Source organism: Salinadaptatus halalkaliphilus, assembly GCF_006543045.1.
In the GTDB taxonomy this organism is placed as follows: Archaea; Halobacteriota; Halobacteria; order Halobacteriales; family Natrialbaceae; genus Salinadaptatus; species Salinadaptatus halalkaliphilus.
In genome coordinates this window covers 86,344-111,248 of record NZ_RBZW01000021.1, presented here as the reverse complement: position 1 = coordinate 111,248, position 24,905 = coordinate 86,344, and the positions used below count along the sequence as shown (strand labels likewise).

Here is a 24,905-nt window from a genome sequence, read left to right as displayed (position 1 = left end):
CGATCAATCGGTCCGTTCTCGAGGCGCCAGGTCTTGTAAATCCGGGTGGTCGGCACGGACTGCGTGGACCTCGCTTTCCGCATCGGCTGCTCTCTCGTCGACAAATTGCTTTCGTTTGTGCATCCAGCGCTCGTGTCGAACGAGAACGCGAACCGGGATTTCACGAATTCCTAATACCTTCGCAATGAACAGCCGATGGTTGCCGTTTCCATTGAACATGATCTCGCCGTCGCGGCCGATGTTCACACAGACCTGATCCAGCGATCCGTCGTCTTCGTAACCCTCGGCCTTGATACGTTCGTACAGCGCATCGATGCGCTCGTATCGTCGCTCGATATCGTCTCTCGTCGTACAGCCGTCGTAACTGCCAGTTCGGGCTGCCCGCTCGCTGATTTCGTCGTAGATTCCCGTCTCTTCCCAGCGACAGCCGTGTTCGTAGCGATCGAATACGGCGTTGTATTTTGCCGATCCGGTGACACACTCGGTGTCCCTGTCCCACCGTCCACCCCGAACTGTGGCACCTGCGTAGTACGCGAGGCTGAACCGCCCACCGTACCGGTATGGGTTGTTGGTGAATCGCCCACCGTACGTCTGTATCTTCGCAGGATCGACGTATATTCGCTGAAATGGGTGGGGGTAATGGTCGAGCAAGTACCACTGTACCAATCGGACGTATTTGAGGCTGTATCGCGATACGATCGCCGCTACCCCGACGACGATCCGAACGCAGTCACTCTTGAGCATCCCGATAGACATCGTATACGTCACTCGCGATATCGTCCCACGAGTATTGGCGACCGTATTCGAGGATCGCATCGCGATCCCACTCGTTCTCGAGGCCACGCTGTAACACGTCCGTAAGCGCCGCTTTGTCGTCCGGGTCGCAGAGCAATCCGTACGTCTCTTCGGTGATGATCTCGTCGACGCCACCGACGTTAGTGCCGACGTAGGGTTTGCCACAGCCAAGCGCCTCGAACATCACCGTTGGGTTCCCCTCTGACTCGCTCGCGAGCGCGAAAATATCACACGCGTTCATCCAAGCCGCGAGCGCTTCGTCGGGAATGAATCCGAGGATCCGTATCTCGAGGCCGTCGTCGCTGTGTGTCTCCGCGAGGTCTTCTAAGGCCGCTCGCTCCTTTCCCCGTCCGCCGATTGCACAGATCACCTGTTCCGACGAACTGGTATCGGCTATCGCTTCAATCAGCAACTGGTAGCGCTTTCGGGGAATGAGTCCCCCGACCGAAAAGACGATCTTGGCATCCTGTGACACGCCGAGTTGTGTTCTGGCATCCGTAGTCGATTGAAGCGGGAACCGATCTCGATCGTATCCGTTCGGAATCGCGTAGATATCATCGTTGAAGCGGGCCAGTTTCGCACAATCTTTCTCGTTGACCCGGATAATGGCGTCTGCGTTTTCCCACGTCCAGTAGAGATCGTCGTTTTCCGATCGAAGTTCGTCGTAGAGCCGATCCTCGTTTTCGTGGACCGTAATGACACTCTCCATGTCGAATTCGGTCGCCAGTTTCGTGGCGACGTATCCGGCGGTCCAACTGAAGTGGGCGTGGACGACATCGAACGTCTCCAGTCGGCCACCGAGTTTCATCTTCGTCGCCCAGTAGTGGTGTTTCCCGAGATATCTGTACCAGGTGCTGACGGGCGCGTACGTCAGCGGAATGGGGACAATTTCGACGTTCTCGGGGGCCGAATCGGCGATTTTGAACTCGCGACCGTACTTTTTCAACGTATCCGAATCGATAACTGCCGATAGCTCCGTAAAGCGATTGTACCGGACGGCTACCAACACGGTGTCGAACCGATCCGCGATCGCGTCGATCTGTCCTTTGGTAAAGTTACTGTAGTTGTGTGCGATGACGAGCAGCTTGTTCCCGACAGGCGATGTGTCCTGACGTGTTCTGGTTGGTTTGTGTACGCTCATTTCGATCGCCCCGCGTTGTAGATTTCGTCGAGCATAAACGAGGTCGTGTCCAGCTTTGCCTCGAGGAGGGCCTCTCGTCGCCGTTCCCACTTCGTCGGCGAGTCGTCGCTCAGAATCGCTACTGCTTTCCGTAATCCATTGTGCTCTCTGTTCTCCGAATAGAAATTGAAGATCAACCCGTACTCGTCGCTGATCTCGTCGACGTATCCCAGCTCGATCGATGAGATGTATATCGCCGGTGTGCCAAGCACCGCACTTTCAGTCGCCATCGTCGGGCTCTCACCGATAAACAGATCCGCATAATACATGAGATGGTGTACTCTGTGTGGCGCGACGGTGATCCGACACCGTTCCAACGACGGCGGGAGTCGACTTTCCGACGTGATCAGTACCCGCGCACCTTCTGCCTCGAGACGTGACACGACTTCGTGGACGCCATCGAATCCGCTGTTGCCGACATCGTGAGCGGCGTCCCACGACACCAGTCGCATGATGACGAGTGTCTCGTCTTCGGTCGCGTCGATCTCGGATAGAATCGATGGGTCAGGATCGAACCGCTCGGGGTGAAGGTATGCAAGTTCGTGATAACCGGGGTATTCGATCTGTTTGTCGCCGATCGAGTCCTTGTAGCAGGTCGGTGTGTAGATCCGATGACTAAATGGGAATGCCAGTGCGTTCTGTAGCGTGGCGTGTTCGGTATCGGTAAAGACCAGACTCGTACTCCCGACGGCACGTGAGACGTGGGCAACGCCGGGTTCACCGATCGCCGCCATCACGTCCGGCTCGATCTGTCGTGCCCGCTCGAGGAGACGACGTTCGTAGCGAAGTTGCGTGCGAGCCAGCTGCAAGAACGAGTCCGAGCGACCGGCCAGCACCTCGTGTTCGATGCCGTACTCGGTCAGCAAGTCGGTCGCAATATCGTTCTCTCTGACGAAGACGTACACCGATTCGTCGACTGCCAGCTCACGAATGGCGTTTTTGAAAAAGTGTACGTGTGCCGGATGTTGAATCGTCACGACGACGTTCATTCGAACACCTGCATCTCGTTCGGTTCGTTCGCTTTCATGTCCGCTTCCATTGCGGTGAGTACGCTCCATGTGCCGGCGAGGACGAACAGTCCGCTGATCGCGATAGGCGTGAATAGCTGCCAATCGTAGACAACACTCGAGTAGACCGACCACGTCGCTGTGGCCACTCCGAGACAGACGGTTCCAATGCCGAGGAGGTAGAACAAGACAAGCGGGTGAAAGTCCCGGACGAGGTATTTCGACTGTAACCGCCACCAGAAGTTCCGAAACAGCATCCACGATACTTTTCGGATGTATGTCGTATACGTGATACTCGATTCTTCCTCACCGTAGACGGCCGGCATCGCGACGTCTGCGACGCGCATATTGCTGGCGTTCAGTTTCACGAGCAGATCGTTGCAGTAGCCGTAATATTCGTACAACGAGCCGACGTCGACGGCGGTTAATGCGCGCTTGGAAATCGCCGTATACCCGTTCTGTGGATCCATCGTCTTCCAGTACCCACTGGCTATTTTCGTCAAGAACGTCAGCGCCGTATTACCGACGAACCGGAAGGTCGGCATCGCTTTCCGGTACTCTCTGTACAGCAACCGGTTGCCTTTCGCGTAATCGGCGTCTCCCTCGACGATCGGATCGAGCAACCGGCTCATCTGGGCGAGATCCATCTGGCCGTCGCCGTCGACGGTCACCGTGACATCGATCCCGTCCTCGAGCGTGGCCAGATAGCCTGTTTTGATCGCGCCGCCGGCGCCGATATTTTCGTGGTGTCGAAGCGGTGTGACCCGACCGATAGGCTCGTGTACGGTCGCCCGTTCGTCGAGTCGTGACGTGCCACCGTCCGAGAGGAGTTGTGCCTCGTCGTCCGCCATCGTCTCGTACTCGAGGGGCGGATCGACCTGTTGGGCAGCGTCCGCTCGAGCGGCTTCCTGGATCTCGTCCCAGGTGCTATCGGTCGAACAGTCGTCGATGACGTATATCGCATCGACGTAGGCTGGCATCGCCTGGATTACGTCGCCGATAAAACCCGCTTCGTTGTACGCGGGGACGACGACGCCGATCGAGTGCTCCCGGTACATCAGAGCCGTCGATACACGAATCCGTGTTCGGTTGCCTGTTCGTCGAACGCACCGTCGACATCGACGAGGACGGGTGGCTCGCTCATATCGAACGCGAGGTCACCGAAGTTGAGTCCGTGGAATTCGTCGTGGGTCGTGCCGACGAGAAGTCCGTCGACATCGACCGTCGATAGCTCTTTCTGGATGTCGATTCCGAACTCCGCGGCCATTTCCTCGTTGTCGGCGTGGGGGTCGAAGCCGGCCACCGAGATACCGTACTCCTGTAGCGAGTCGATGACGGCCCCGATTTTGGACGTTCGAATGTCGGCGACGTTTGGTTTGTACGTCAGTCCGAGGACGAGGATCCGGCTGTCCTGTAAGACGTTTCCGGCCTCGTTGAGCGCTCTGATGGTCATCTCGGCGACGTGGTTCGGGACGGAGTCGTTGACCTCGCGTGCCTGCTGAATGAGCTCCGGCGAAAACCCGCGCTGTTCGCTCTCGTCGATCAGGTAGAACGGATCGACGGGGATGCAGTGTCCGCCGACGAGTCCGGGTCGGTAGTCGTGGAAGTTCCACTTCGTGCCCGCGGCCTCGAGGACCGCCTGGGTATCCAGACCGAGGTGGTCACAGACCATCGCCAGTTCGTTGACCAGGGCGATATTGACATCTCGCTGGGTGTTCTCGACGCACTTTGCGGCCTCGGCGGTCGCCATCGTCGGGGCCCGATGCACGCCAGCGTCGACGATCGTTTCGTAGAGGGCAGCGAGGTCTGCGAGCGTCTCGTCGGTAAGCGCGCTGACGATTTTGACGACGTTGCGAAGGCCGCGTTCGTCGTCGCCGGGGACCATTCGCTCCGGCGAGTAGCCGACGCCGAAATCCTTACCGGCCGTCAGGGTCGCAGTCTCCTCGATCGCCGGGACGAACACGTCTCGAGTCCCACCGGGATAGACCGTCGACTCGAGGACGACGGTCGTCCCCGGTTGGAGGTGACGACCGACCGTGGTGCCCGCGTTTTCGACGAGCTCGAGGTTCGGTCTCTCGCGGTCGGTCACTGGTGTCGGGACGGCGACGATAACGTACGTTGCATCCTCGATGACGGTCGGGTCGGTCGTGAATTCGAGACCGCTGTCCGCAATCGCCGTGTCACCGACGTCACCCGTCGGATCGGTCCCCGACTCGAGTGTCTCGATCGTGTCGGGATCGACATCGACGCCAGCCACGTCGTGGCCGGCGGCGTCAAATTCGTAGGCCAGCGGTAAGCCAACGTAGCCAAGCCCGACGATACAGATGTCGGCCTGCGCTGTGATGGGGTCCTCAACAGACTCGAGTTCGGATTCGCTGTAGGCGTGTTCTCTCTCAGTCATACCTGGATATCCGTGATAGGTGAGTCGTCGAATACACGGTCACAGTCGCTGTACCGGCACATCGGGGGTTGCCTGGTTGGATCCAGCAACCGCTTCGATCGTCGGCCGTGTGTGCATTCGAACACCACCTAATTCCTCTACAGAAACAATATAATTAGCTTGCTAAATACTTTATTGTATGTCGTTAGGAGTTAGTATTAGGGTCGCTTGTCGATACACCGTTCGGTGACGAGTGAACTCGATACACCCACGGGTCGTACTGAGATCGTACTCTCGAGGACTAGAGAAGCCGGCCGAAACGTCCAAACTGTTCACCCCCCTACAGGTGATACGCGGTACGGTGGGCCGGCTTGCGGGGCGAGGCGGATCGTACGGTGGGACCCTTCGACGTGGCAACGACAGAACGTCCCTGCCTCGCCGCTGGAACCTACGAGCGCATCACATAAATATTTTGGCCGCCTGTACCGAACAGAACGACTCTCCGTTATACTATCATTCGAATCCAAATAAATTATCGTGCTGGTACTGTCTTCACCAATCGAGATAGTTGCCTCACATGATTTCGGGTCTGGCGTTCGCTGTCGCTCACGAAGTTGTTCCTCGCAGAAGCGGGCCGGGCGCGATTTGAACACACGGTCACACGGTCGCTCGCTTCTCTCGCGCTGCGTGTTCCCTGCGATTCAAATCGCGGTAGCCGCTCTGCTCGTCACGAATTGTTCCTCGCAGAAGCGGGCCGGGCGCGATTTGAACACGCGACCGTCTGGTTAAAAGCCAGACGCTCTGCCAGACTGAGCTACCGGCCCTCTGTCTCTCACTATCAGTGAGTGGTGGTTAAACGTTTTCTTTCTCGTTCTCGAGTGCAGCCGTGATGAGTTCGCCAGGTTCGACATCTTCGATGGCGGCGCGTCGGCGCAGATCGCGATAGGTTGCCGGCGAGAGCGTGACCTCGAGCTGGCCGAGCGTGATGTCGTATTCGGCCAGCGCGCGATCGATTGCGGTGCCGTCGTTGACCGCACTAGCCACGCTGCGAACTTCCCGAACCGTCAGGTTGCCATCGAGGGTCGCCCAGGCCAGCAGGAGTCGGGATTCGCCACCGACGCGGGCGATGTGTTTGGCCGCCGTGGGTGCGATCTGTCCGATCGCGACCTGCTTGCGAACCGATCGTGGAAGATCGTGGACGCGTGCCCACTTGCGGATGAACGAGACGGTCACACCGTCCCCGGCGCGTTCGGCCGCGGCCTTGTAGGAGCCTTCACCACGGACGAGCGCTGCACAGGCGGCAGCACCACGGAGCATGTAGAGGTGGTCGTCCTCGGTTTGGCCGGTGGCAAACTGCGCGACGATATCGGCAGCGTCGGCGAGGCTGTTGGGATCGTCGGGATCGAATTGAACCGCCTCTCGAGCGCGTTGCCCGGTTACCGATTCGTCACCGCGGATGACCGGTTCGCCAACCGGTGACTCGCGATCGGTTGGAACCGGTCGCTCGTCACGGTCGCGATCACGGGGCCGGTTCTCTGTCATATGAAAGCATACGGTGGAATAGGTAAAAAGGTCCGCAATCGGACGCTCCCGTTCGGCTCACTCCTCACGCTGTTCTGCGAGGTGCTCCCAAATCTCCGTGCAGCCAGCACCTTCCTCGATATCGTCGAGGTGTGCATCGTCGCGTTCGTCGTCCTGCTCGAGGTCGTTCGCCTCCGGACTGCACTCGGCTGCGTCGGTCATGACCCGCCCTATGGACGCTATCTGCTTAAGTATCGCCTCGAGTGCAAGCAATACCCGTGCTTGCTCGTGTGGGTGAGTTCTGCCGCTACCTCCGACGCCACGCTCCCCCGACCCGAGCGGCGTAGTAGCTGGCTCTGACCGCGAGAACCGACACAGCACCGTCTTCGACACAGAAACGCCGTCACGAGGATCGACCGTCCACTACTGGTTCTGACCGCTCGTCATCAGGCGTTTCGAGTCGAATTGACACCGCTGGGGTCAGAAACGCGTGTATTCCCTGTTGGGGCAACATATTCCGGTAGGTGCGGTTGGTGTCGGCCGGTCCCGCGGTTTCTAAGTAACCGTCCCGTGTTGTACCGAGCATGTCCGATCGACTGATGACGGTCAACGCCGACACGACACTCGATTACGTCGAGGCCGTCGCGACGGGCGAAACGTTCGAGTGGGAATCGGTCGGAGTCGTCAACGCGACGGCCGATCGGGAGGAGCCAGATTGCGTCCGATTGCAGACCGAACTCGACAACGTGACCGAACAGCACCTGCCCAAACACATGCTCGAACTCGAGTTGACGCCCGATCAGGCCAGAGCGCTGGCGGCAGATCTCGAAGACTACGCCGACCGCGTCGGCGGCGCCAACGACGCCTGACGGTTCGGACGAATTCGTGTTGTCCGCCGGCTTCGCCTGCCGTCGCAGGCGCTCGACTTTTTCACCGGCCAGGTAAACGACCGGATGGTCACACCATGAGCATGAACACGATCCAGGACTTGTTCGAGCACGGCCTCGAGGACATCTATCACGCCGAACACGAACTGCTCGACGCGCTCGAGGAACTCGAATCGAACACCGAACGCGAGGAGATCGCCCAGGCGTTTGCAAACCACCGCGAGGAGACCGAGGGCCAGATCGATCGGCTCGAGGAGGGCTTCGAAATGTTCGGCGAGCCGCCCGAAAAGGAAGAGTGCGAAGGCATCGAGGGGCTACTCGAGGAGTACGAGGAGTTCATCTCGATGGACCCCGATCAGGAAGTCATGGACTACCACACCATGGCCGCTGCGGAGAAGACCGAACACTACGAGATCGCGGCCTACGGCAACCTGCTGCCGCTGGCGGATCAACTCGGGATGAACGAGGCGGCCGACCTGCTCGAGGAGAATCTTCGTGAAGAGCAGGAGACGCTCGAGGAGCTGACCGAACTGACTGATACGGTTTACTGTAAGTCGTTACCGCCGAAACCGCGACCCGTCTGCGGTTTCGCCGGTAAATCGTTACAGCAATCCGTATGAAGGGCTCGAGATGGACGCGATCCCCGCGGAGTGATCGCCGTGGGTCCCGACACCGACCCGGGCGCCAGTGACGATACCGGCGACGAGCCGACGACGATCGACGAGGACGGGGAAACCGAGTCGTGGCGGCCGACTGGCGGATCGGCCGTCGACGCCCGCGCTGGAGCGTGATCTCGGTCGTGCTCGCGATGATAACCGTCGCCTAGTGTCGCTGGACATCCTCACAACCCGATGTTACCTTCGTGTAGTGTGTTATCATACCCCGTGTCTATAGGTAGCTGCGCGTCGTGGATCTGTCGGTGATTCGACGATGGCAGACGCTTCGACCAAAACGGCTCGAGCGGAGTGGGGAACGCGGTTCGGGTTCCTGATGGCGATGATCGGTGCCATGGTCGGCGCCGGGAACATCTGGCGGTTTCCGTACGTGATGGGCGACAACGGGGGTGGGGCGTTCGTCCTCGCGTTTCTCGTCCTGTTGTTCCTGCTCGCGGTGCCGGGACTGATGGCCGAGGTCGCGCTGGGCCGGTACACGAACAAGGGCGTTATCGGCGCGTTTCGCGAAGTCGTCGGTCGCGGTGGGATGGTCGGGTTCGGCGTCATCGTGTTGCTCGTGAATATCGCGTTGATGTCGTACTACTCGCCGCTGATCGGCTGGACGCTGTACTACGCGGTCCACTCGCTGCTGTTTTCCTTTACCGCGGCGGGGTTCGAAGCCGAGCCGTTCATGGAGGGGCTCTTCGCGAATTCGGCACTGATGATCGGGCTCCACACGGTCGTGATGGGGTCGATCGCGGCGATACTGATCCTCGGCATTCGCCGCGGCGTCGAGCGACTCGTCGTCTACGCGGTGCCGGCGCTCGTGGTCGCACTCGTGATCATGACGATCCGCGGACTCACGCTGCCCGGCGCGAGCGAGGGTATCGCCTTTACCTTCGGCGTCCAGTGGGAGTTTCTCCTTCGCAGCGAGACCTGGATCGCCGCGCTCGGGCAGGCGCTGTTCTCGACAGGGCTGGGCTGGGGGATCGCCCTAACCGTCGGGAGTTACCTGCGGGAGTACGACGACGTTCCGCTGGGTGGCGGCGTCTTCACCGCGATCGGCGAGTCGAGCATCGGCATCCTCGCGGCGCTCGCGATTTTCCCGGTCGTCTTCGCCGTCGGCGTCGCGCCCGACGCCGGTGCCGGCCTCGCGTTCGTCTCGCTCGTGCAGGTCTTCCCCGAGATTCCGCTAGGCGGCGTCGTCGCGATCCTCTTTTTCGTTGGCTTTTTCCTCGCGACGTTCACCTCGGGGTTGCTCATCACGGAGGTCAGCGTCACCACCATCGCCGAGGAGACTCGCCTCGATCGTACCCAGACCGTGCTCGCGATCTGTGGCGGGATCTGGCTGCTCGGGCTTCCGAGCGCCTACTCCGCCGATATCCTCGACTTCCTCGATTTCGTCTTCGGCAACTGGGGACTGCCGCTGGCGACGCTGGCCATCATCGGCGTTATCGGCTGGGTGCTCGGCCCCGAACGGCTCCGCTTACTCGCGGTCAACCGCAACGCCGGCATCTACGTCGGCAAGTGGTGGGACCCCGTGATCAAGTACGTTATCCCGCTCGTCATGCTGTTTATCATGGGCTACTTCGCCTGGGACAACTTCCGCGAACCCGAGATGATCGCCGGCATGCTCGTGATCGTGCTGTTCCCGATCATCGGCTACGCGATCATGTCCGTCCTCGAGGGCCGAGGCGGCCACCCGGACGCCGCCGACGTCACAGGGGGTGACGACTGATGGCGCTCACCGCCGAGGTCCTCGGCATGCTCTCCTTTACCCTCCTCACATTCTGGGGGCTCGCTACCTGGGCGCTCGTCCGGACGCTCCGACAGGAGGGCCGAAAGGTCGAGATCCTCCGCCACCAGGACCGGATGGACACGTACTCTCCGCAGGCGCTCGCGGAACTGCGCGAGTGGATCGACGCACACCCTGACGATCCGCTCGCTGACACCGCTCGAGAACGCTACAACGAGTGCGTCGAGACGCTTCGCCAGACCGACAGTCACTTCTACGACTGGTCCGATCGAGAGATCGCGAACCTCGAGCGGCTCTGATACTGTCGGACAGAAGTCAGTGATACGGATTGTTGTAGCGTTTTACCGGTGATCACCCGGACGGGGTCGGTGATCACCGGTAAAGAACTACAACGGTCCGTATGAAACGTCGGTCGCGAATTCGCGGCCGTCCTTACGGTGACGGCCGCAGTACTGCGACCGATCGTTGAATAGTTCTGTCCAACAGTATGAGCCGTCGGTCGCGCGAGCGACGGATACATCTTTTACACTCGGGGCGCTACGTCAGCGTGTGACGGTTCGGGTTCCGGCGGAGGGCGGCGACGACCTGTCGATCAGGGGGGCCGAGCGGGCGGATCTGCTCGCCGTCGTCCGTATCGAGAACGCGTCGTTTTCCCAGCCCTGGCCCTACGACGCGTTCGAAAAGTTTCTCGGCGAACCCGGCTTTCTCGTCGCCGAGTGCGGCGGCGAGGTCGCCGGCTACGTCGTCGCAGACATCACCCAGACGATCGGTCGGCGACTCGGCCACGTCAAAGACGTCGCCGTCCACCCCGAACGTCGCGGCGACGGCGTCGGATCGACGCTCCTGACTCGGGTTCTGGCCGTCCTCACCGCCCACGGCGCGGACTCGGTCAAACTCGAGGTGCGCCGGTCGAACGAGACGGCGAAACGACTCTACCGACGGTTCGACTTCGAGGCGCTGCGTGTCGTCCCCGGCTACTACGCCGACGGTGAGGACGCCATCGTGATGATCCGCGGGAACTGATCGGATACCGTCGGTTTCGTCGGTTCCCACTCCGACATCGGTCGCCACCGAGAGACGTTTTCCGACGACTCGAAAGCGATGGTTCTTCGGCGACTCGAGAGCGTGTCTCGCCTCGGCGACCGATTCTCGAGTCACTGACCCGGAGTAGCAGCGCGAACCCTTTTTCGGCGAATCGTCGATGGAGGAGTATGACGACGGATCGAGAGACCGTCTGGGAGTACGAGACGGTTCGGCCGCCCCGCGAGGCAACGATGGAGGAAGCGAGTGATCCCGAGGAACTTCTCAACGAGTACGCACGAGAGGGCTGGGAATTCGTCAGTACGATCGAGTACACCGGTGGCGGTACCAAGTACCTCGTGTTCAAGCGGCCGGCGAGTGGTGACACAGATGAGTGAGGACGCGGACGAGAGCGACGTCAGTACCCAGGACACGATGCACGAGCGGGCCGACGAAAGCTGGATCAAGATCTGGCTGCTCGTCGGGGCGACCCGACAGCTCGTCACCGGCGTGCTCGCGGGCTCGTTTTTCGGGCTGTTCATGCTCGGGGCCCTCCTCGATCCGACGCTCTCGGACCTGCTCCAGACGCGGGCCGTCATCGAGTCGCTGTACACCCAGATGATCGGCGCGCTGATCACCGGTGTCACCCTCGTCGTCACTATCAGCCAGCTGATCATCTCCCAGGAGAACGGCCCGCTCGGTGAACAGCGAACGCGGATGAGCGAGACCCTCGACTTTCGGGACTACATCAAGGAACTCACTGACAAGCCGGCGCCGGCCGATCCGTCGGCGTTCCTTCGGGAGATCATCGACGCGACACAGCAACGCGCCGAGACGCTCGACGAGGCCATGGAGTCGACGGACAACGACGACCTCCGCGACGAGGTCGACGAGTTCGTCGACAGCATCACCGGTAACGCCGAGACCGTCCGCGAGAAGCTCGACGGTGCGAAGTTCGGCACGTTCGATGTCGTCCACGCCTCGATGGACTACAACTACTCCTGGAACATCTTTCAGATCGAGCGCCTGCTGGCCGACTACGAGGACGACATCGACGAGGAACAACGGGCCGCCCTCGAGGATCTTCGGACCTCCTTCGCGATGTTCGGACCGGCCCGCGAGCATATCAAGACGCTGTACTTCCAGTGGGAACTGATCAACCTCTCGCGGTACATTCTCTACGTCGCGATTCCGGCGCTGCTGGTCTCGGGGATGATGTTGACGTTCGTCGACGCGACCACGTTCACCGGAACGATCCTCGAGGTCGAGACGCTGCTCTGGCTCGTCGCGATCACCTTCACGATCACACTCGTTCCGTTCTTCTTGTTGACCTCGTACAACATGCGGGTCGCGACGGCCGCAAAGCGGACCCTCGCGATCGGCCCGCTGATCCTGCGGGATTCCCAGCGCTGAGGTCGGTCGCTACTCGACTCCGCTCGACGTTCCCGTCTCGCCCGAACGGGAAATTGCGTCTGTCACGCGCTGAACTGTCATACGGATTGCTGTAACGATTTACCGGCGCAACCGTCCCCGGGTCGCAGTTGCGCCGGCAATGACTTACAGTAAACCGTATCAGGCCGTGCTCGAGTATGTCGACTCCGGCAGCTCGCTCGGTTCCACGCCCTCGAAAACCTGCTCGTCGTTCCCCTCCGGCCCGCCGATCCGCTGATCCGTCGTCGCTCGAGCCTGCCCCGCTGGATCGACTCGGTGCGTGGTCGTTTTAGGGCCCGAGCCCCTGCGTTTTTGTATGGGATACGCTTGCCCGGTCTGTGGATCCGAACAGGCCGACGCGGTGCACCTCGCCAATCACCTCGCCGTCACCGCGTCGCTCGGGCGCGAGGACCACCTCGAGTGGCTCGACGAACACGTCCCCAACTGGGACGAGCAGACGCCCGAGGAACTCGGGGAACTCGTCAGCGAGCACGCATCCGAGATCGACACGCCCGACTTCGACGAGGGTCCCGCCCACGACCACGGCCGGCCGGCCGGTCTCGAGGACGACCTCGCCCGCCAGACGCGCCAGCCGGGACGCAGTGATCTCAGCGCCGGTGCCGAGGGGGTTCTCGAGGAGGCCAGAGAGTTGACCCAGCAGATGTACGCGGACGCCGACTCGGAGGACGGCGATGTCGACGGGACATCGAGTGATCCAGCGGGAGCTCGCGACGCCGAGGCGGCCGCGGACGAATCGCCGAACGAAAACGCGTAACTACCGCCCGCTCGAGCACTCGCGTATGAAGACGGTAGGAACCTTCTCCTTCGAGACGGCCGCCGAGGCACAGGACGCGTACGAGTCGGTCGGCCCCGCCGCCCAGACCGTCGTCCGCGAGGTCGCCAAGGCGATGGAGTTCGAACACGAGGAGTACGACGAGCGCGTGACCGGCGACGTCGTCGAGACGGCTCGAGACGCGCTCTTCGCCAGCCTGCTCGAGGTGCGGGTCGGCTCCCGCAAAGCGTACGACGAGTGGGTGGCCGACTACGACGGCGACGTGATGATGGTCGGCCACGAGAACGTCGACAACGTGGTCTGGCACGCCGGCCCGGAGGGCGAAGCGGTCGCAGCGACCTTCCAGAACGAGGAGGACGCCGCGATCGCGACGCTGCGCCGACAGGCCTTCGGTCGCCTCTATCGGGAACTCGTCTGACGGCTTCCGTCAGGGTATTAGCCGTTCGCGTTCCAGCGAACAGGTATGACCACGCAAGACGAGTGGACGGTTCTCGAGGAAGCCATCGAGTACGAGACGCCCTGGTACGATGGCGGTCACGATCTGCTCGAGCAGCCCGACGGCACCCAGAAACGGTACTACTGGGCCGAACTCCCGCCCGCAGTCGTGGTCGTGGCTCGGATCGGCGGCGACCTGCTCGAGCAGATCGAGACCGACGGCTCGAGCGGCGACACCACGGTACCGAGTGGCGACGCCGTCGACGAGGACCACCTGCTGTTCGTCGAGCAGTACCGGCCGGCGATCCGCGAGACTCATCTCGAGTTACCCGCCGGTATCGTCGAGGACGGCGAGTCCTACACGACCGCAGCGGCCCGCGAACTCGAGGAAGAGACCGGTTTTCGCCCTTCGAGTACGGCCCTACTCCAGGAGTACGCCGTCGCGACCGGCGTGCTTCGCCACGATCGTGGCGTCGTCTGGGCCGAGGGCCTCGAACTCGGCGAGCGCGAACTCGACAACAACGAGTTCCTCGAGGTGACGACCGTCCCGGTCGGGGAGGCGATCGAACGCTCGCGCGAACAGCCGGCAAACGACTCGACGATGTCGGCGCTGTTGCTGGCGAAAGAAGACGGATTGCTGTAGCCGTTCCCGTCGCACGGCGACGATCGCGCCACGCTCTCACTCACGCTCCGTGACACTTTTACCAGTCTGTTCGCTCTACTCGAGCATGGCAAATGATCCCGCCCGTCGCCCTCCTATCCCCTCCAGCGGGCGTTCTCGCCGCTCTTTCCTCGCAGCCCCCCTGGTCGCGACCCTCGGTGGCTGTGTGAGTACCGCGCCCGCTGACGACGAGGCGACGTATCGTCTCGACGGCCGTCGGATCGAGGGCTCGCTGGACGCGGCATTTCGCTGGGAGCCGTCCGGTCTTCACGCGGCACACGACCGCAAACTACTGGCCGACTTGCTCGAGAACGGGACCCGTCGAACGGCCGGTTTCGCGCTTCACTCACCCGCTGCCGAGCATCCGGTCTACGCCGAGCGCGACGAGGCAGTCTATCGGATCGATGCCCGCGAGGGCGACCGCGTCGAGCGACCGCGCTGGATCTGTTGGTTCGAACTGCTCGAGGACGCCTCGCCGTCGGCGGACGACATCGTTCTCGAGTACGATCAGTTCCCAGAGAACGTTCCGGGGATCGACTCGCCGCGTGCGGCGAACGCGCTCTCGACGGCATTCCCGCTGCGCTCGGACGGGCCACAGGATGTCTCCGACGAGCCGCCGGCCGATCGCGGTCACGTCTTCCACCGTTATGGGGCAGACGACACCCCACTCCTTCCGGAGGCGCCGTTCGAGTACGTCCACCTCGAGTGGCAGGACGAATCCGTCCTGTTTCGCGTACGAACCCAGGAGGCCGCCGTCGAAACCCAGGAAATCATCCACGAAGCGACCCTCGCCTACGAATCTGAGGGCGAGTTCCGGGCAGCCATCGAAAACGAGTCGCTCGAGACGACGTTCGATCCCGAGAGGCTTCCCGACGAGCAACGCGAAATCGTCGAGACGATCACGCGCCGGCGTGAACCGGCTCGATACGAGGAGACACCGCCGCCGTCCGACGCGTTCGAGGCGATACTCGATCGGCTCGGCATTTCGGCAGATTGGCCCGACGACGGGCCCCGTTTTTCGGACTGGGCGTATTTCGAATACGGTGGGACTCTCTACAGCGCTCGCCTCGAGCGTATGTGAGCGCCCTGTGGCACCTCGAGCGTCGTCTGCCCTTCCCTCGGAGCCACCTCGTCCCCGCCTCGAGGGATGACTACCGCTCGGGAAGCCACACGAGCGCGAGCAGTGCAAGGCCGATAACGGCGGCCAGCAACAGAAAGGCCTCGTCGAAGAAGCCGCGGTCGGCGACCGCGCCGAAGATGACCGGGCTGGCGGCGCCGATGGTCATGTAGGCCGTCCGTAGTGTTCCAAGCCCCGTATTTTGGATGGCGTCGGGCACGGCGGTGGTCATATAGGAAAGGATGACGGTCCCCGCCCCGAGCATGATGCTCACGAGCACCGTCACGCCGACGACGGCCCAAAACTGCTCGACGACGGTGAGGACGACGAGTGCGATCCCGGACCCGGCCAGGATGACGAACAACGCTCCTCGAGCGCCGACGCGATCGTACGCGGAGCCGGCGAGTGGCTTGATGAGGATCCCACACCCGAAAAACAGGGCAAACAGGCTGCTGGCGATCGTCGGCGACAGCCCCTTCACCTCGATCAGGTACGTCGGATAGAAGCCCGTAAACGCCTGGTAGACCGCGTTTGCCACGACCTGAACGGCGGTGATGAGCAGGATGGCCCGCGTCCCCAGTTGCGAGAGCGTCTCGAGGGCGCCCTCGAGCGACGGCGACGAGACGGACGTCCGATCGGACGTGCGACTTGGGACGACGATCCAGACGCCGACGGCGACGAGAGCGAACAGCGCGATGGAAAACCCGAAGCCGAACTGCCAGGCGAGTCCGACGGCGAGGACGCTGGCGATGGGCGGCAACAGCGTGTTGCCCATATCGCCCGCGGCGGACATGATGCCGATCGCCGTCCCGACCTGGTCGGGGTAGATATCCGAAAGCGAACTCAGCCGAACGACGCCGAACAGTGCGGTGGTAAACCCGAACAACCCGGTCGCGACGAACAGCAGGATCGTCGGGCCGCCGAGGACGATCAACGTGACGCTGCCGGCGGCCGCGCTCAAACTGACGACCATCGTCGTTCCTTCGCCGATCCGGTCGGCCAGCATTCCGCCAGGTAGCTGCCCGATGGCGTACGCGAGCCACAGCACGGTCAGCAGTGCGCCGGCGGTCGTCAGCGTCAGCCCGTATGCCGTCTGTAGGTGTGGCAACAACACCGGAAACGCCTGTCGAACGCCGATCGAGAGGAACCAACCGGCAGACACCGCGAGCAAGATCTTGCCGCGGCCGTCCGCCCAGTGGCGTCGCGCACTCGCGGAAATCGCTGCAATATCCGTCACGTCGGTGATCCGTCTAACCCTTCGGACCGAGACGTATCAATACTCGAGAGCCCGATCCCTTTGCCACAATCGCTACCGTTCGAAGACAGCGGGTCGTGGCGGACGAGGATCGACGGGATAGAAAGACAATTCCCGCATGACGACCAACACGACCCACATGCGAATCGCCGTTCCCAACAAGGGCCGCCTGCACGAGCCGACGATCGATCTTTTAGAGCGGGCGGGGCTCCATCTCGAGAACGGTGCGGATCGGAAACTCTACGCCGACACCGTCGATCCCGACGTCTCGGTGCTCTTTGCCCGCGCGGCCGATATCCCGGAGTACGTCGCCGACGGCGCGGCCGATATGGGGATCACGGGCTACGACCAGGTCCGGGAGGCTCGCGTCGAGACCGTCGCCGAACTGCTCGACCTCGAGTTCGGCCGCTGTCGGCTCGTCCTCGCAGCGCCCGAGGATGGCGATATCGGGGGCATCGCAGATCTCGAGGGCGGAACCGTCGCCACCGAGTTCCCGAACGTCACGCGGGACTTCTTCGCCGACACGGGCGTCGAGCCCGACATCGTCGAGGTCTCGGGTGCGACCGAACTCACGCCACACGTCGAGATGGCCGACGCCATCGTCGACATCACCAGCACGGGGACCACGCTGCGGATGAATCGCCTGGCCGTCGTCGAGGAGGTGCTCGCGAGTTCCGTTCGGCTGTTCGCTCGCGAGGACGTTCTCGAGCAGCCGAAAATCGAGGAGGTCAGAACGGCGCTGGCGTCGGTCGTCCAGGCCGAAGGCAAGCGCTACCTGATGATGAACGTCCCCGAAGATCGACTCGAGGACGTTCGAGACGTCATCCCCGGCATGGGCGGGCCGACGGTGATGGACATCGCCGACGAGGAGGGCACGGACGCCAGCGGGACGGTCGCCGTCCACGTCGTCGTCGACGAGCGGGCAGTCTTCGAGACGATCACCGAAGTCAAGCAGGCCGGCGCGAGCGACATTCTCGTGACCGAAATCGAGCGTCTCGTCGAGTGACCGATGGACGTCGTCACGACGCTGCCCTCGGCCACCGAAATCGTCGCCGCGCTCGGTCTCGATCCGGTCGGCGTCTCCCACGAGTGTGACTATCCGCCAGCGGCCGTCGCGTTCGCGCCGTCGATCACTCGCTCGCGGATCGAGGCCGACGGAGACAGCGCCGAGATCGACGCGCAGGTGCTCGACGCCGACGACGGCGCCGTCTACGATATCGACACCGAGACCCTCGCGGATCTCGCCCCCGACCTGATCGTCACCCAGGGGATGTGTGACGTCTGTGCCGTCGACGAGGTCGTGATCGCCGAGGCCGTCGCCGACCTCGAGGTCGACCCCGAGATTCTGACGACCGATCCGCACACGGTCGGCGACGTGCTCGCGGACATCGAGCGAATCGGCGCCGCGACCGGCCGCGAAGAACGAGCGCGCGCGGTTCGGACGACCCTTGAGGAGCGAATCGACCGCGTCCGCGAGCGGACGACGGACCTCGCGGTCGACGAGCGTCCGCGCGTCGCCGTCTTCGACTGGACCGACCCCGTCATGATCGCGGGCCACTGGACCGCCGAACTCGTCGCGTGGGCCGGCGGCGAGTACGGGCTGGCCGACGTCGGCGAGCGCTCGAGACCGCGTGAGTGGGCCGATATCCGCGCCTACGATCCCGAAGTCGTGATCGTCGCGCCCTGCGGGTTCGATCTCGAACAGACCGCCGCCAACCGGACGGATCTCACCGCTCGAGACGGCTGGGAAGACCTCACTGCCGTCCAGGAGGATCGCGTCTGGGCGATGGACGGCGACCACTACAGTAACCGGCCGGGGCCGCGACTCGTCGAGACGCTCGAGGCGTTCGCGCGGATCGTCCAGCCCGATCAGTTCGACGACTCGGTTGTTGGCGGCGGCCCTGCCGACGAGCCCGGCTCGAGGAGCGTCTTCGACGACGAGACGCCGCCGCCGTCGTTCGCGGCCGTCGCCGTCCCGTTCGACGCTCTCGAGACGGGGGTCGGCGATGACCGCGAAACGCGGGCCCGCTCCGAGCGATGACCGGCTCCGAACCGACGCTCGTTCTTCCGTCCGACCTCCGCGAGGCGATCCTCGAGCGCGCTCGAACGGGCGACCCTCGTGAGGTCTGTGGCGTCCTCGGTGGCTCGTTCGATCCCGACTCGAGCCGTGTCCGATCGCAGTATCCAGCCGACAACGTCGCCGACCACCCGCGGACGCGCTACCGGATCGATCCCGAGGAGCAACTTGCAATCTTCGAGCGACTCGAGGATCGGGGTGAAGAAATCGTCGGCTTCTATCACAGCCATCCCCGTGGCCCGCCGCGGCCGAGCGAGACCGACGCCGAGGCGGCGACCTGGCCGGATCGGTCCTATCTGATCGTCTCGCTGTCGCCCCTCGATATCGGGTCGTGGCGATGGCGTTCGGGCGATAGTGGGACCGAGGACTCGAGCGACCGCGAGAGCACCGGCTCGCGTACAGCCGGGAAATTCGAACGCGAGACACTCGTCCTCGAGTAGGTGGACCTGTGCTGTCTGCGTGCTAGACACCCGTTCTTATTCGGCTTCGAGTTCGGCGGCCCGCTGTTCGGCCTTCGCGGCGTCCTCGCGAAATTCATCGATGCGATCGCTCAGCTTCTTGCCGACGAGATACTCGAAATCGTCCGGCATCAGCCCGCGCTGAATCTCGAGGGTGACCATCGTATCGCAGCCCTCGACGATCTCGGGTGCCCACGAGCCTTCGGCCAATTTCGACTCGTCGGTGACGATCGCTTCGCCGTCCTCGACGTCGATGAACGCGGTGACGATATTCCAGATCCGGGGATCGCTCGTCGTCACTTCGTCGAACAACCCCTCGAGTCGCGTCTCACGGATCGGTTCGTCCCGGAGTTCGACGACCAGGTCCTCGAGCGCGCTCGCGATTGCCTCGTACTCGGCGGCCTGCTCGCGGAGGTCGGCCGGCTGCTCGCCGTCGTCTCGCACCATCAGTCGGCCCTCCGTGGGTCGGTGTCGCGGCTCATACCAGGTGGTAGCTGCTTGATCGTCGTAAACGTACGCTTCTATCTCGCGCGCTCGAGCACGTCGGGCACCCACGCTCGGTTCGGGTCGTCGGTGTCGTCCATCCACGCGATCAGTCGGTCGCGAAGCCGCCGTCGCACGGCCTCGTAGTCGGGATGATCGATCAGGTTCTGCAGTTCCGCCGGATCGGACGCGAGGTCGTACAGCTCGTCCACGTCGGGGGCGTTGTAGACGTACTTGTAGCGCTCGGTGCGGACCATTCGCTGGCTGTAGAGGCCGAACTCGTCGCCGTGATACTGCGAGAACGTCGACGCGGGCCAGTCGTCGGGTTCGGCGTCGGGATCGCCGCCGGCCTCGAGCAGTGGACGGAGGCTCCGGGCGTGGAACGAGTCCGGAATATCGACGTCTGCGATCTCGAGGAAGGTTGGGGCCAGGTCGTGAAGGTGGACCGGCCGGTCGCAGGTCGAGCCCGGGTCGACGACGCCGGGCCAGCGCACCTGCAGCGGAATCCGGTAGGTGTCGTCGTACAGCAGCGGCCCCTTGTTGAACTGGCGGTGGCCGCCGACGAAGTCGCCGTGATCCGAGGCGTGGACGACGACGGTCTCTTCGGCGAGCCCGTACTCTGAGAGCGCCTCGAGGATCCGCTCGAGTTGGTCGTCGATCAGCGTGACGAACCCCCAGTACTTCGCGACGATTTCGGCCCACAGCTCCCGGTCGAAGCCGTCGACGCCGCGGTAGGCGAGGTAGTTCTCCTGTACTCGTGGTTTCCCGTCGTAGGTTTCGGCGTAGCTGTCGGGTGGCTCGATGTCGTCGGGGTCGTACATCGAGGCGTAGGGCTCGGGGACGACGTAGGGGTGGTGTGGGCCGTAGAAGTCGGCGCGGTGGAAGAACGGGCCGTCGCCGCTCGAGTCACTCGTGCTCGAGTTTGCGTTCGTCCCGGCGTGGGCCTCGAGCGCCTCGATCGTTCGCTCGGCCAGGAACCAGGCGCGGGTCTCTTCGACGTCGATCGGCGTTTTCCCAGCGACGAAGGTCCCGTCGCTTGCATCGCGCGGATCGTCCCCGGTGTAGAGTTCTTCCTCGAGGTCGGCTTCGCCGACTGGTGTGCCTCGCTCCTGGCGGTACTCGCGAAACGCCTCGTCGATGCCGTCGTGGTGTGTGTCGCTGCCGCCGAGATAGGTAAAGCCGTAGTCGTCGGGCGTCCGGTCGCGCCCGACGTGCCACTTCCCGGTGTAGGTGCAATCGTATCCGCTCGCCTCGAGCGCCTCGGAAAACGTCGGTATTTCGGGCGAAAGATTCGCCAGAATCGCGTCGTCCTCGTGGCAGTTGTTCAGCATGCCGTGGCCGTGGGGAAACTGCCCGGTCAGCAGCGACGCGCGGGCGCTCGAGCAGATGCTGATCGGCGTGACGGCTCGCGAAAACCGCATGCCCTCGCTCGAGAGCCGATCCATGGTCGGCGTCTCGACGGGCGCTCCGTCGGGCTCCGAGAGGTCGTACCGTTCCTGATCGGTGAGCACGAGCAGGACGTTCGGACGGTCGTCGGTGTCGGCCATCGGGCGGCGTACACCACCGTCGTAGTTAACGGTAGGGCCTGCGCCGGGCGGATCCGCGCTCGGCTGCCAAACAGCCGATCACGGCGAGAAGATGGAGAACGAACCGCTCGCGCTGGCGACGACCGTCTCGTCCTGCATGACTTCGGACTCGAGGAAGGCCACGGAGCCGCCACGTCGCAGGACGATCGTCTCGCAGGTGAGTTCGCCGTCGGTCACGGGCTCGAGGTAGCTGATCTTGATCTCGATGGTCGCACACCGCTGGTCCGGGTCCAGTTCGGACTGGAGTGCAGCGCCCATCCCCGAATCGGCCATCGCGTAGGCAGCCGCGCCGTTTGACATCCTCCACACGACTGAAGTCGTGGGATTCCTCCGTGGGCAATCCGGCCAGCAGATTACCCCGGCTGTGAACTTGCGGGTTCGCCGATGCTGGTTTGGTCGGTCGGGCTCGACTGTTCCCCAAAACTCCTGGGTATCCAGTCGTGTCCATCCCACTCCCAGTACGCCCCATTAACGGGTGAATCCCTATCGCGTCCAGCGGATAGGGCGGCGGGCCGTGCCATCGGCCCCACTTCTGATTGGAGTAGATTCCACGCCCCCGTCACGTCACTATGCGCGTCCAGTCTACAGTCGTGACACCGAAACTCGTCGCCATCCCGAACAACGTCGTCGCTACCACACTCAGGACACTCGCTACTCGAATCGCGTTCGCTCACTGCTTTAACGCCGATGCCAACATCCCCGAATGTGAGTTCAATCCGGTCAGCTAACCGGCGGTGTGACCAGAACGCGTGCGTCTTCTCGTTCACACTCGCCTTCCAGTGTGTGCCCAGTACGTCGGTGAGATTGCCGACGTACACTGTATCCACGTTGCGCGAAAGGAGCCACTCTGCGGCGTGTTTCACCGCCGCATCACGGCTATGATCGCGTTTTTCACCACGTTCATCGTATATGCGCTGAATGCGCCGACTCGTGTACCGATCGTCGGGGAGTTGTGACTGCAATTCGGCAATCCGTGTGGACAACGCGCGGAACCGGTCGAATTCCGGACGAGCATGATACACAGTGGTTTCGCCGGTGGTGGTGACGATGGCGAGGGTGTTGTTCGCGCCCACGTCGATCGAAGCAGTGTGGGTCGTGTTCTCCGGGTGGAGTGTGTGGGTGACGGCATCCAATCGCTGTTGTTGCAATCTGTCTGGCCGTATGCGAACCGGATGCTTGACACGAAGTTTGTCTGCCGCTTCGTCGTAGACGAGCTCTAACCTGCTATCGTCACCGTCCCACTGTGGATTCCCGCGCACTTCGAGTGTGACTCGTTCTTGATACTCGAAATCGTATTTCTCTTCGAGTGCGTCACCGACACCGAACTCCAACGTACTCCGTTTCTCGTCCCAGTCGAGGGTGTAGAGGTCGTTGCGGACGAGGCCGTGAAGTTCGTAGCCGTCGTCACGGTTGCCCCAATACCCCGGCGGGGACGGTTTTTCGGTCACCGTATTGTTGGAGCCGTCGTGGTAGTTGTTGAGGAGGCGGAAGTGGCTTCGCCACGCTTCGCTGTTTTTGCGGGCGACCTGTTGACAAGTGGCTTTGCCGAGGATGGGTGCGTAGTCGTCGTAGAGGTTAGTGTACTCGGCGTCCCAGACGTCGCCATCCTCGTCGAAGTATTGTTGCCGGCGTCGGTAGTTGATCTGGTTCCACAAGGGGGCGTGGGCGGCCAACCACTCGAACAGACACTGCCGATACCGGTCACTGGTGGGTTCGGCAATGTACTCGTTCGTGCGTTGTGGTCGGTCGCTCACATCTAAAATGTAGGTTTCTAGTAGTGTAAACGTTGGGATTGCGGTTGGGCAACAGTGTCGTGGTTGTCTTCAGCAGTGACGGATTCATCCGCACGACTAAAGTCGTGGGCATTCTCCTGTTGCTCCTGTAACACGCCGTTCGGATTGGTCAACTCGTCTCGAACCGCCAGCGTTGCGCGGCTGTATCCCTCGCTCACCTCGGTGAACTCGAGCCCGATGAGGGCCGAAAATCCGCCTGGGTCGTGTTCTGGCATCGATTCCACACAGTGGATACGCGATATTGAAGCTTCGTGCGCAGGCATTGGCGACCCCGGTCGCGGGATGGGAGGCGTACGCGCCCCGGTGCTCACTCGAGGTCGTCGAACGTCGGGCGCTCGAGATCGCCGGGGAAGGTCTCGACCGGCACCTGGGTCTGGTCGCCGGAGGCCATGTCCTTGATCGTCACCTCGTCGTTTTCCAGATCCTGCTCACCGACGATGACGACCGTCTCGGCGTTGATCGAGTCGGCGTAGTTCAGCTGAGAGCCGAAGGAGCGACCCGCGATGTCGGTCTCGACGACGTGGCCGCGCTCGCGGAGTTCGCGGGAGATGCGTGCCGCTTCGGTTCGGGTGTCGCCGATCTGGAGGACGTAGTAGTCCGTCGTCACCTCCTCCGCGGGCCAGACGCCGGCCCGTTGCAGGAGCAAGGGTAGCGTGGCGTGGCCGGGGGCAACGCCGACCGCGGGCGTGGGCTGGCCGCCGAAGCTCTCGATCAGGTCGTCGTAGCGCCCGCCGCCGAAGATCGATCGCGAGACCTCGCCCGCGGAGTCGAAACACTCGAAGACGACGCCCGTGTAGTAATCGAGCCCGCGAGCCGTCTCGAGCGAGATCGTACAGTACTCGCGTGCGCCGAAGTCCTCGGCGGCCGCGAGGACGTTCTGGAGGTTCTCGACCGCAGCGTCGACGCGTTCGGTGTCTGCGAACACCCGGACGGCCTCGAGGTCGCCGCCCGCGACGAGGTCGTCAAACGCCGCGGCCTGATCGTAGTCGAGGCCGGCCTCGACCAGCAGGTCGTGGTACTCCGCCGCCGAGAGCTTGTCCGACTTGTCGACGGCGCGGATCGCGTCCTCGGTATCGACATCGGCGTCGTAGCTCTCCAAGACGCCGCCGAGAATGTCCCGGTGGGAGATGCGAAATTCGAAGTGGTCGCCGGTGAGTCCGAGGCCGGTCAGGGCGTCGGCTGCCCACGCCAGGATCTCGGCGTCGGCTTCGGGTTCGCTCGAGCCGAAGATGTCGACGTTGGTCTGGTAGAACTCCCGCTGGCGGCCCTGCTGGACCTGCTCGTAGCGCCAGAAGGGCCGCGTCGAGAACCATTTGATCGGCTTCGAGAGCTCCTGCTGTTTGGCGACGACCATCCGGGCGACGGTCGGTGTCAGTTCGGGGGTCAGCGTGACGTGGCGCCCGCCCTGATCCTCGAAGGCGTAGAGTTCGTCGACGATGTCGTCGCCGCTCTTGTCAGTCCACATCTCGGCGCGCTCGACCGCGGGTGTCACGATCTCGCGAAAGCCGTAGCGGCGGGCGGTGTCTTCTACCGTATCGATCGTCTCCCGCCGGGCGGCCATCTCGCCGGGATAGACGTCTCGAAAGCCCTTGATCCGGTCGTACATGAACGGTAGTT

General features: G+C 62.8%; 29 protein-coding genes and 1 tRNA gene. 15 read left to right on the top strand and 15 right to left on the bottom strand.

Going from position 1 to position 24,905, the window contains the following annotated elements; translation table 11 throughout:
• Nucleotides 1-3 precede the first annotated feature (3 nt).
• The 8 genes from D8Y22_RS07890 to D8Y22_RS22295 all read right to left on the bottom strand — a co-directional run bounded on the left by D8Y22_RS07890 (nt 4) and on the right by D8Y22_RS22295 (nt 7,105).
• Nucleotides 4-756, bottom strand: coding sequence for a ParB N-terminal domain-containing protein (locus tag D8Y22_RS07890; RefSeq protein ID WP_141464170.1), 753 nt, complete (start codon nt 754-756; stop codon nt 4-6).
• Nucleotides 731-1,936: a glycosyltransferase gene (locus D8Y22_RS07885; RefSeq protein WP_141464169.1), complete on the bottom strand. Its 1,206-nt coding sequence runs from the start codon at nt 1,934-1,936 to the stop codon at nt 731-733. Before D8Y22_RS07885 ends, D8Y22_RS07890 begins: the two co-directional genes overlap by 26 nt.
• Nucleotides 1,933-2,964 (bottom strand): DUF354 domain-containing protein, encoded by a 1,032-nt coding sequence (locus D8Y22_RS07880; protein ID WP_141464168.1) that lies wholly within the window; start codon nt 2,962-2,964, stop codon nt 1,933-1,935. The genes D8Y22_RS07885 and D8Y22_RS07880 overlap by 4 nt, the downstream gene beginning before the upstream one ends.
• Complete coding sequence (locus D8Y22_RS07875) at nt 2,961-4,040, bottom strand: glycosyltransferase family 2 protein (protein ID WP_141464167.1); 1,080 nt, start codon at nt 4,038-4,040, stop codon at nt 2,961-2,963. The genes D8Y22_RS07880 and D8Y22_RS07875 overlap by 4 nt, the downstream gene beginning before the upstream one ends.
• Nucleotides 4,040-5,383: a nucleotide sugar dehydrogenase gene (locus tag D8Y22_RS07870; RefSeq protein ID WP_141464166.1), complete on the bottom strand. Its 1,344-nt coding sequence runs from the start codon at nt 5,381-5,383 to the stop codon at nt 4,040-4,042. The genes D8Y22_RS07875 and D8Y22_RS07870 overlap by 1 nt, the downstream gene beginning before the upstream one ends.
• A gap of 729 nt (nt 5,384-6,112) precedes the next feature.
• Nucleotides 6,113-6,186: transfer RNA gene (locus D8Y22_RS07865), tRNA-Lys, on the bottom strand.
• Between the two features lie 28 nt (nt 6,187-6,214).
• Complete coding sequence (locus D8Y22_RS07860; RefSeq protein ID WP_141464165.1) at nt 6,215-6,904, bottom strand: DUF7119 family protein; 690 nt, start codon at nt 6,902-6,904, stop codon at nt 6,215-6,217.
• A 57-nt stretch (nt 6,905-6,961) separates the two neighbouring features.
• Nucleotides 6,962-7,105 carry a hypothetical protein gene (locus D8Y22_RS22295; protein WP_174811800.1) on the bottom strand — a complete coding sequence of 48 codons (144 nt, stop codon included), beginning with the start codon at nt 7,103-7,105 and terminating at the stop codon, nt 6,962-6,964.
• 362 nt (nt 7,106-7,467) lie between these two features.
• On the opposite strand from D8Y22_RS22295, the gene D8Y22_RS07855 reads away from it, so the two are divergent.
• The 12 genes from D8Y22_RS07855 (at nt 7,468) to D8Y22_RS07805 (ending at nt 15,600) form a co-directional block, all read left to right on the top strand.
• On the top strand, nt 7,468-7,752 hold the full coding sequence (locus tag D8Y22_RS07855) for a DUF6360 family protein (RefSeq protein WP_141464164.1): 285 nt from the start codon (nt 7,468-7,470) through the stop codon (nt 7,750-7,752).
• A gap of 95 nt (nt 7,753-7,847) precedes the next feature.
• The gene (locus tag D8Y22_RS07850; RefSeq protein WP_141464163.1) at nt 7,848-8,390 is read left to right on the top strand and encodes a DUF892 family protein; all 543 of its coding nucleotides are present in this window, start codon (nt 7,848-7,850) and stop codon (nt 8,388-8,390) included.
• Nucleotides 8,391-8,429: 39 nt separating this feature from the next.
• Entirely contained in the window at nt 8,430-8,561 is a 132-nt protein-coding gene (locus D8Y22_RS23125) for a hypothetical protein (RefSeq protein ID WP_281282383.1), read from the top strand.
• A 139-nt stretch (nt 8,562-8,700) separates the two neighbouring features.
• Nucleotides 8,701-10,161 (top strand): sodium-dependent transporter, encoded by a 1,461-nt coding sequence (locus tag D8Y22_RS07845; protein ID WP_141464162.1) that lies wholly within the window; start codon nt 8,701-8,703, stop codon nt 10,159-10,161.
• Nucleotides 10,161-10,478 carry a hypothetical protein gene (locus D8Y22_RS07840; protein ID WP_141464161.1) on the top strand — a complete coding sequence of 106 codons (318 nt, stop codon included), beginning with the start codon at nt 10,161-10,163 and terminating at the stop codon, nt 10,476-10,478. Before D8Y22_RS07845 ends, D8Y22_RS07840 begins: the two co-directional genes overlap by 1 nt.
• Nucleotides 10,479-10,728: 250 nt before the next feature.
• The gene (gene rimI, locus D8Y22_RS07835; RefSeq protein WP_141464160.1) at nt 10,729-11,202 is read left to right on the top strand and encodes a ribosomal protein S18-alanine N-acetyltransferase; all 474 of its coding nucleotides are present in this window, start codon (nt 10,729-10,731) and stop codon (nt 11,200-11,202) included.
• Between the two features lie 188 nt (nt 11,203-11,390).
• Complete coding sequence (locus D8Y22_RS07830; protein ID WP_141464159.1) at nt 11,391-11,597, top strand: DUF4177 domain-containing protein; 207 nt, start codon at nt 11,391-11,393, stop codon at nt 11,595-11,597.
• The gene (locus D8Y22_RS07825; RefSeq protein WP_141464158.1) at nt 11,590-12,612 is read left to right on the top strand and encodes a hypothetical protein; all 1,023 of its coding nucleotides are present in this window, start codon (nt 11,590-11,592) and stop codon (nt 12,610-12,612) included. Before D8Y22_RS07830 ends, D8Y22_RS07825 begins: the two co-directional genes overlap by 8 nt.
• A 334-nt stretch (nt 12,613-12,946) precedes the next feature.
• On the top strand, nt 12,947-13,405 hold the full coding sequence (locus D8Y22_RS07820; protein WP_141464157.1) for a DUF5810 domain-containing protein: 459 nt from the start codon (nt 12,947-12,949) through the stop codon (nt 13,403-13,405).
• 25 nt (nt 13,406-13,430) lie between these two features.
• Complete coding sequence (locus D8Y22_RS07815) at nt 13,431-13,841, top strand: DUF5809 family protein (RefSeq protein ID WP_141464156.1); 411 nt, start codon at nt 13,431-13,433, stop codon at nt 13,839-13,841.
• Nucleotides 13,842-13,886: 45 nt separating this feature from the next.
• Complete coding sequence (locus D8Y22_RS07810) at nt 13,887-14,501, top strand: NUDIX hydrolase (RefSeq protein ID WP_141464155.1); 615 nt, start codon at nt 13,887-13,889, stop codon at nt 14,499-14,501.
• Nucleotides 14,502-14,586: 85 nt separating this feature from the next.
• Nucleotides 14,587-15,600: a hypothetical protein gene (locus D8Y22_RS07805; RefSeq protein ID WP_174811799.1), complete on the top strand. Its 1,014-nt coding sequence runs from the start codon at nt 14,587-14,589 to the stop codon at nt 15,598-15,600.
• A gap of 70 nt (nt 15,601-15,670) precedes the next feature.
• Here the strand turns inward: D8Y22_RS07805 and D8Y22_RS07800 are convergent, their stop codons facing one another.
• Entirely contained in the window at nt 15,671-16,873 is a 1,203-nt protein-coding gene (locus D8Y22_RS07800) for an MFS transporter (protein ID WP_141464153.1), read from the bottom strand.
• 157 nt (nt 16,874-17,030) lie between these two features.
• Here D8Y22_RS07800 and hisG point away from each other — a divergent pair, with 157 nt between their 5' ends.
• Genes hisG through D8Y22_RS07785 form a run of 3 tightly spaced genes read left to right on the top strand, consistent with a single transcriptional unit; the run spans nt 17,031 to nt 19,408 of the window.
• Entirely contained in the window at nt 17,031-17,897 is an 867-nt protein-coding gene (hisG, locus tag D8Y22_RS07795) for an ATP phosphoribosyltransferase (RefSeq protein WP_141464490.1), read from the top strand.
• A gap of 3 nt (nt 17,898-17,900) precedes the next feature.
• Nucleotides 17,901-18,932, top strand: coding sequence for a cobalamin-binding protein (locus D8Y22_RS07790; RefSeq protein ID WP_141464152.1), 1,032 nt, complete (start codon nt 17,901-17,903; stop codon nt 18,930-18,932).
• Nucleotides 18,929-19,408 (top strand): desampylase, encoded by a 480-nt coding sequence (locus D8Y22_RS07785; protein WP_141464151.1) that lies wholly within the window; start codon nt 18,929-18,931, stop codon nt 19,406-19,408. The genes D8Y22_RS07790 and D8Y22_RS07785 overlap by 4 nt, the downstream gene beginning before the upstream one ends.
• Nucleotides 19,409-19,444: 36 nt before the next feature.
• Here the strand turns inward: D8Y22_RS07785 and D8Y22_RS07780 are convergent, their stop codons facing one another.
• From D8Y22_RS07780 to hisS, 6 genes are all read right to left on the bottom strand, one after another.
• Nucleotides 19,445-19,873: a hypothetical protein gene (locus D8Y22_RS07780; protein WP_141464150.1), complete on the bottom strand. Its 429-nt coding sequence runs from the start codon at nt 19,871-19,873 to the stop codon at nt 19,445-19,447.
• 74 nt (nt 19,874-19,947) lie between these two features.
• Nucleotides 19,948-21,456, bottom strand: a complete 1,509-nt coding sequence (locus tag D8Y22_RS07775) for a sulfatase-like hydrolase/transferase (RefSeq protein ID WP_141464149.1) — start codon at nt 21,454-21,456, stop codon at nt 19,948-19,950.
• A gap of 78 nt (nt 21,457-21,534) precedes the next feature.
• Nucleotides 21,535-21,795: a PaaI family thioesterase gene (locus D8Y22_RS07770; protein WP_141464148.1), complete on the bottom strand. Its 261-nt coding sequence runs from the start codon at nt 21,793-21,795 to the stop codon at nt 21,535-21,537.
• Between the two features lie 53 nt (nt 21,796-21,848).
• Nucleotides 21,849-23,249: an RNA-guided endonuclease TnpB family protein gene (locus D8Y22_RS07765; RefSeq protein ID WP_141464147.1), complete on the bottom strand. Its 1,401-nt coding sequence runs from the start codon at nt 23,247-23,249 to the stop codon at nt 21,849-21,851.
• A gap of 17 nt (nt 23,250-23,266) precedes the next feature.
• A complete protein-coding gene (locus D8Y22_RS07760) occupies nt 23,267-23,503 on the bottom strand; it encodes a PaaI family thioesterase (protein ID WP_141464146.1) in 237 nt (78 codons plus the stop codon).
• A 92-nt stretch (nt 23,504-23,595) separates the two neighbouring features.
• Entirely contained in the window at nt 23,596-24,894 is a 1,299-nt protein-coding gene (hisS, locus tag D8Y22_RS07755) for a histidine--tRNA ligase (RefSeq protein WP_141464145.1), read from the bottom strand.
• Between the last annotated feature and the right edge of the window lie 11 nt (nt 24,895-24,905).

Excerpts from the sequence above, each read along its gene's own strand:
- D8Y22_RS07890 (WP_141464170.1), bottom strand. The coding sequence starts at position 756 with ATGTCTATCGGGATGCTCAAGAGTGACTGCGTTCGGATCGTCGTCGGG.
- D8Y22_RS07885 (WP_141464169.1), bottom strand. The coding sequence starts at position 1,936 with ATGAGCGTACACAAACCAACCAGAACACGTCAGGACACATCGCCTGTC.
- D8Y22_RS07880 (WP_141464168.1), bottom strand. The coding sequence starts at position 2,964 with ATGAACGTCGTCGTGACGATTCAACATCCGGCACACGTACACTTTTTC.
- D8Y22_RS07875 (WP_141464167.1), bottom strand. The coding sequence starts at position 4,040 with ATGTACCGGGAGCACTCGATCGGCGTCGTCGTCCCCGCGTACAACGAA.
- D8Y22_RS07870 (WP_141464166.1), bottom strand. The coding sequence starts at position 5,383 with ATGACTGAGAGAGAACACGCCTACAGCGAATCCGAACTCGAGTCTGTT.
- D8Y22_RS07860 (WP_141464165.1), bottom strand. The coding sequence starts at position 6,904 with ATGACAGAGAACCGGCCCCGTGATCGCGACCGTGACGAGCGACCGGTT.
- D8Y22_RS22295 (WP_174811800.1), bottom strand. The coding sequence starts at position 7,105 with ATGACCGACGCAGCCGAGTGCAGTCCGGAGGCGAACGACCTCGAGCAG.
- D8Y22_RS07855 (WP_141464164.1), top strand. The coding sequence starts at position 7,468 with ATGTCCGATCGACTGATGACGGTCAACGCCGACACGACACTCGATTAC.
- D8Y22_RS07850 (WP_141464163.1), top strand. The coding sequence starts at position 7,848 with ATGAGCATGAACACGATCCAGGACTTGTTCGAGCACGGCCTCGAGGAC.
- D8Y22_RS07845 (WP_141464162.1), top strand. The coding sequence starts at position 8,701 with ATGGCAGACGCTTCGACCAAAACGGCTCGAGCGGAGTGGGGAACGCGG.
- D8Y22_RS07840 (WP_141464161.1), top strand. The coding sequence starts at position 10,161 with ATGGCGCTCACCGCCGAGGTCCTCGGCATGCTCTCCTTTACCCTCCTC.
- D8Y22_RS07830 (WP_141464159.1), top strand. The coding sequence starts at position 11,391 with ATGACGACGGATCGAGAGACCGTCTGGGAGTACGAGACGGTTCGGCCG.
- D8Y22_RS07825 (WP_141464158.1), top strand. The coding sequence starts at position 11,590 with ATGAGTGAGGACGCGGACGAGAGCGACGTCAGTACCCAGGACACGATG.
- D8Y22_RS07820 (WP_141464157.1), top strand. The coding sequence starts at position 12,947 with ATGGGATACGCTTGCCCGGTCTGTGGATCCGAACAGGCCGACGCGGTG.
- D8Y22_RS07815 (WP_141464156.1), top strand. The coding sequence starts at position 13,431 with ATGAAGACGGTAGGAACCTTCTCCTTCGAGACGGCCGCCGAGGCACAG.
- D8Y22_RS07810 (WP_141464155.1), top strand. The coding sequence starts at position 13,887 with ATGACCACGCAAGACGAGTGGACGGTTCTCGAGGAAGCCATCGAGTAC.
- D8Y22_RS07805 (WP_174811799.1), top strand. The coding sequence starts at position 14,587 with ATGGCAAATGATCCCGCCCGTCGCCCTCCTATCCCCTCCAGCGGGCGT.
- hisG (WP_141464490.1), top strand. The coding sequence starts at position 17,031 with ATGCGAATCGCCGTTCCCAACAAGGGCCGCCTGCACGAGCCGACGATC.
- D8Y22_RS07790 (WP_141464152.1), top strand. The coding sequence starts at position 17,901 with ATGGACGTCGTCACGACGCTGCCCTCGGCCACCGAAATCGTCGCCGCG.
- D8Y22_RS07785 (WP_141464151.1), top strand. The coding sequence starts at position 18,929 with ATGACCGGCTCCGAACCGACGCTCGTTCTTCCGTCCGACCTCCGCGAG.
- D8Y22_RS07780 (WP_141464150.1), bottom strand. The coding sequence starts at position 19,873 with ATGGTGCGAGACGACGGCGAGCAGCCGGCCGACCTCCGCGAGCAGGCC.
- D8Y22_RS07775 (WP_141464149.1), bottom strand. The coding sequence starts at position 21,456 with ATGGCCGACACCGACGACCGTCCGAACGTCCTGCTCGTGCTCACCGAT.
- D8Y22_RS07770 (WP_141464148.1), bottom strand. The coding sequence starts at position 21,795 with ATGTCAAACGGCGCGGCTGCCTACGCGATGGCCGATTCGGGGATGGGC.
- D8Y22_RS07760 (WP_141464146.1), bottom strand. The coding sequence starts at position 23,503 with ATGCCAGAACACGACCCAGGCGGATTTTCGGCCCTCATCGGGCTCGAG.
- hisS (WP_141464145.1), bottom strand. The coding sequence starts at position 24,894 with ATGTACGACCGGATCAAGGGCTTTCGAGACGTCTATCCCGGCGAGATG.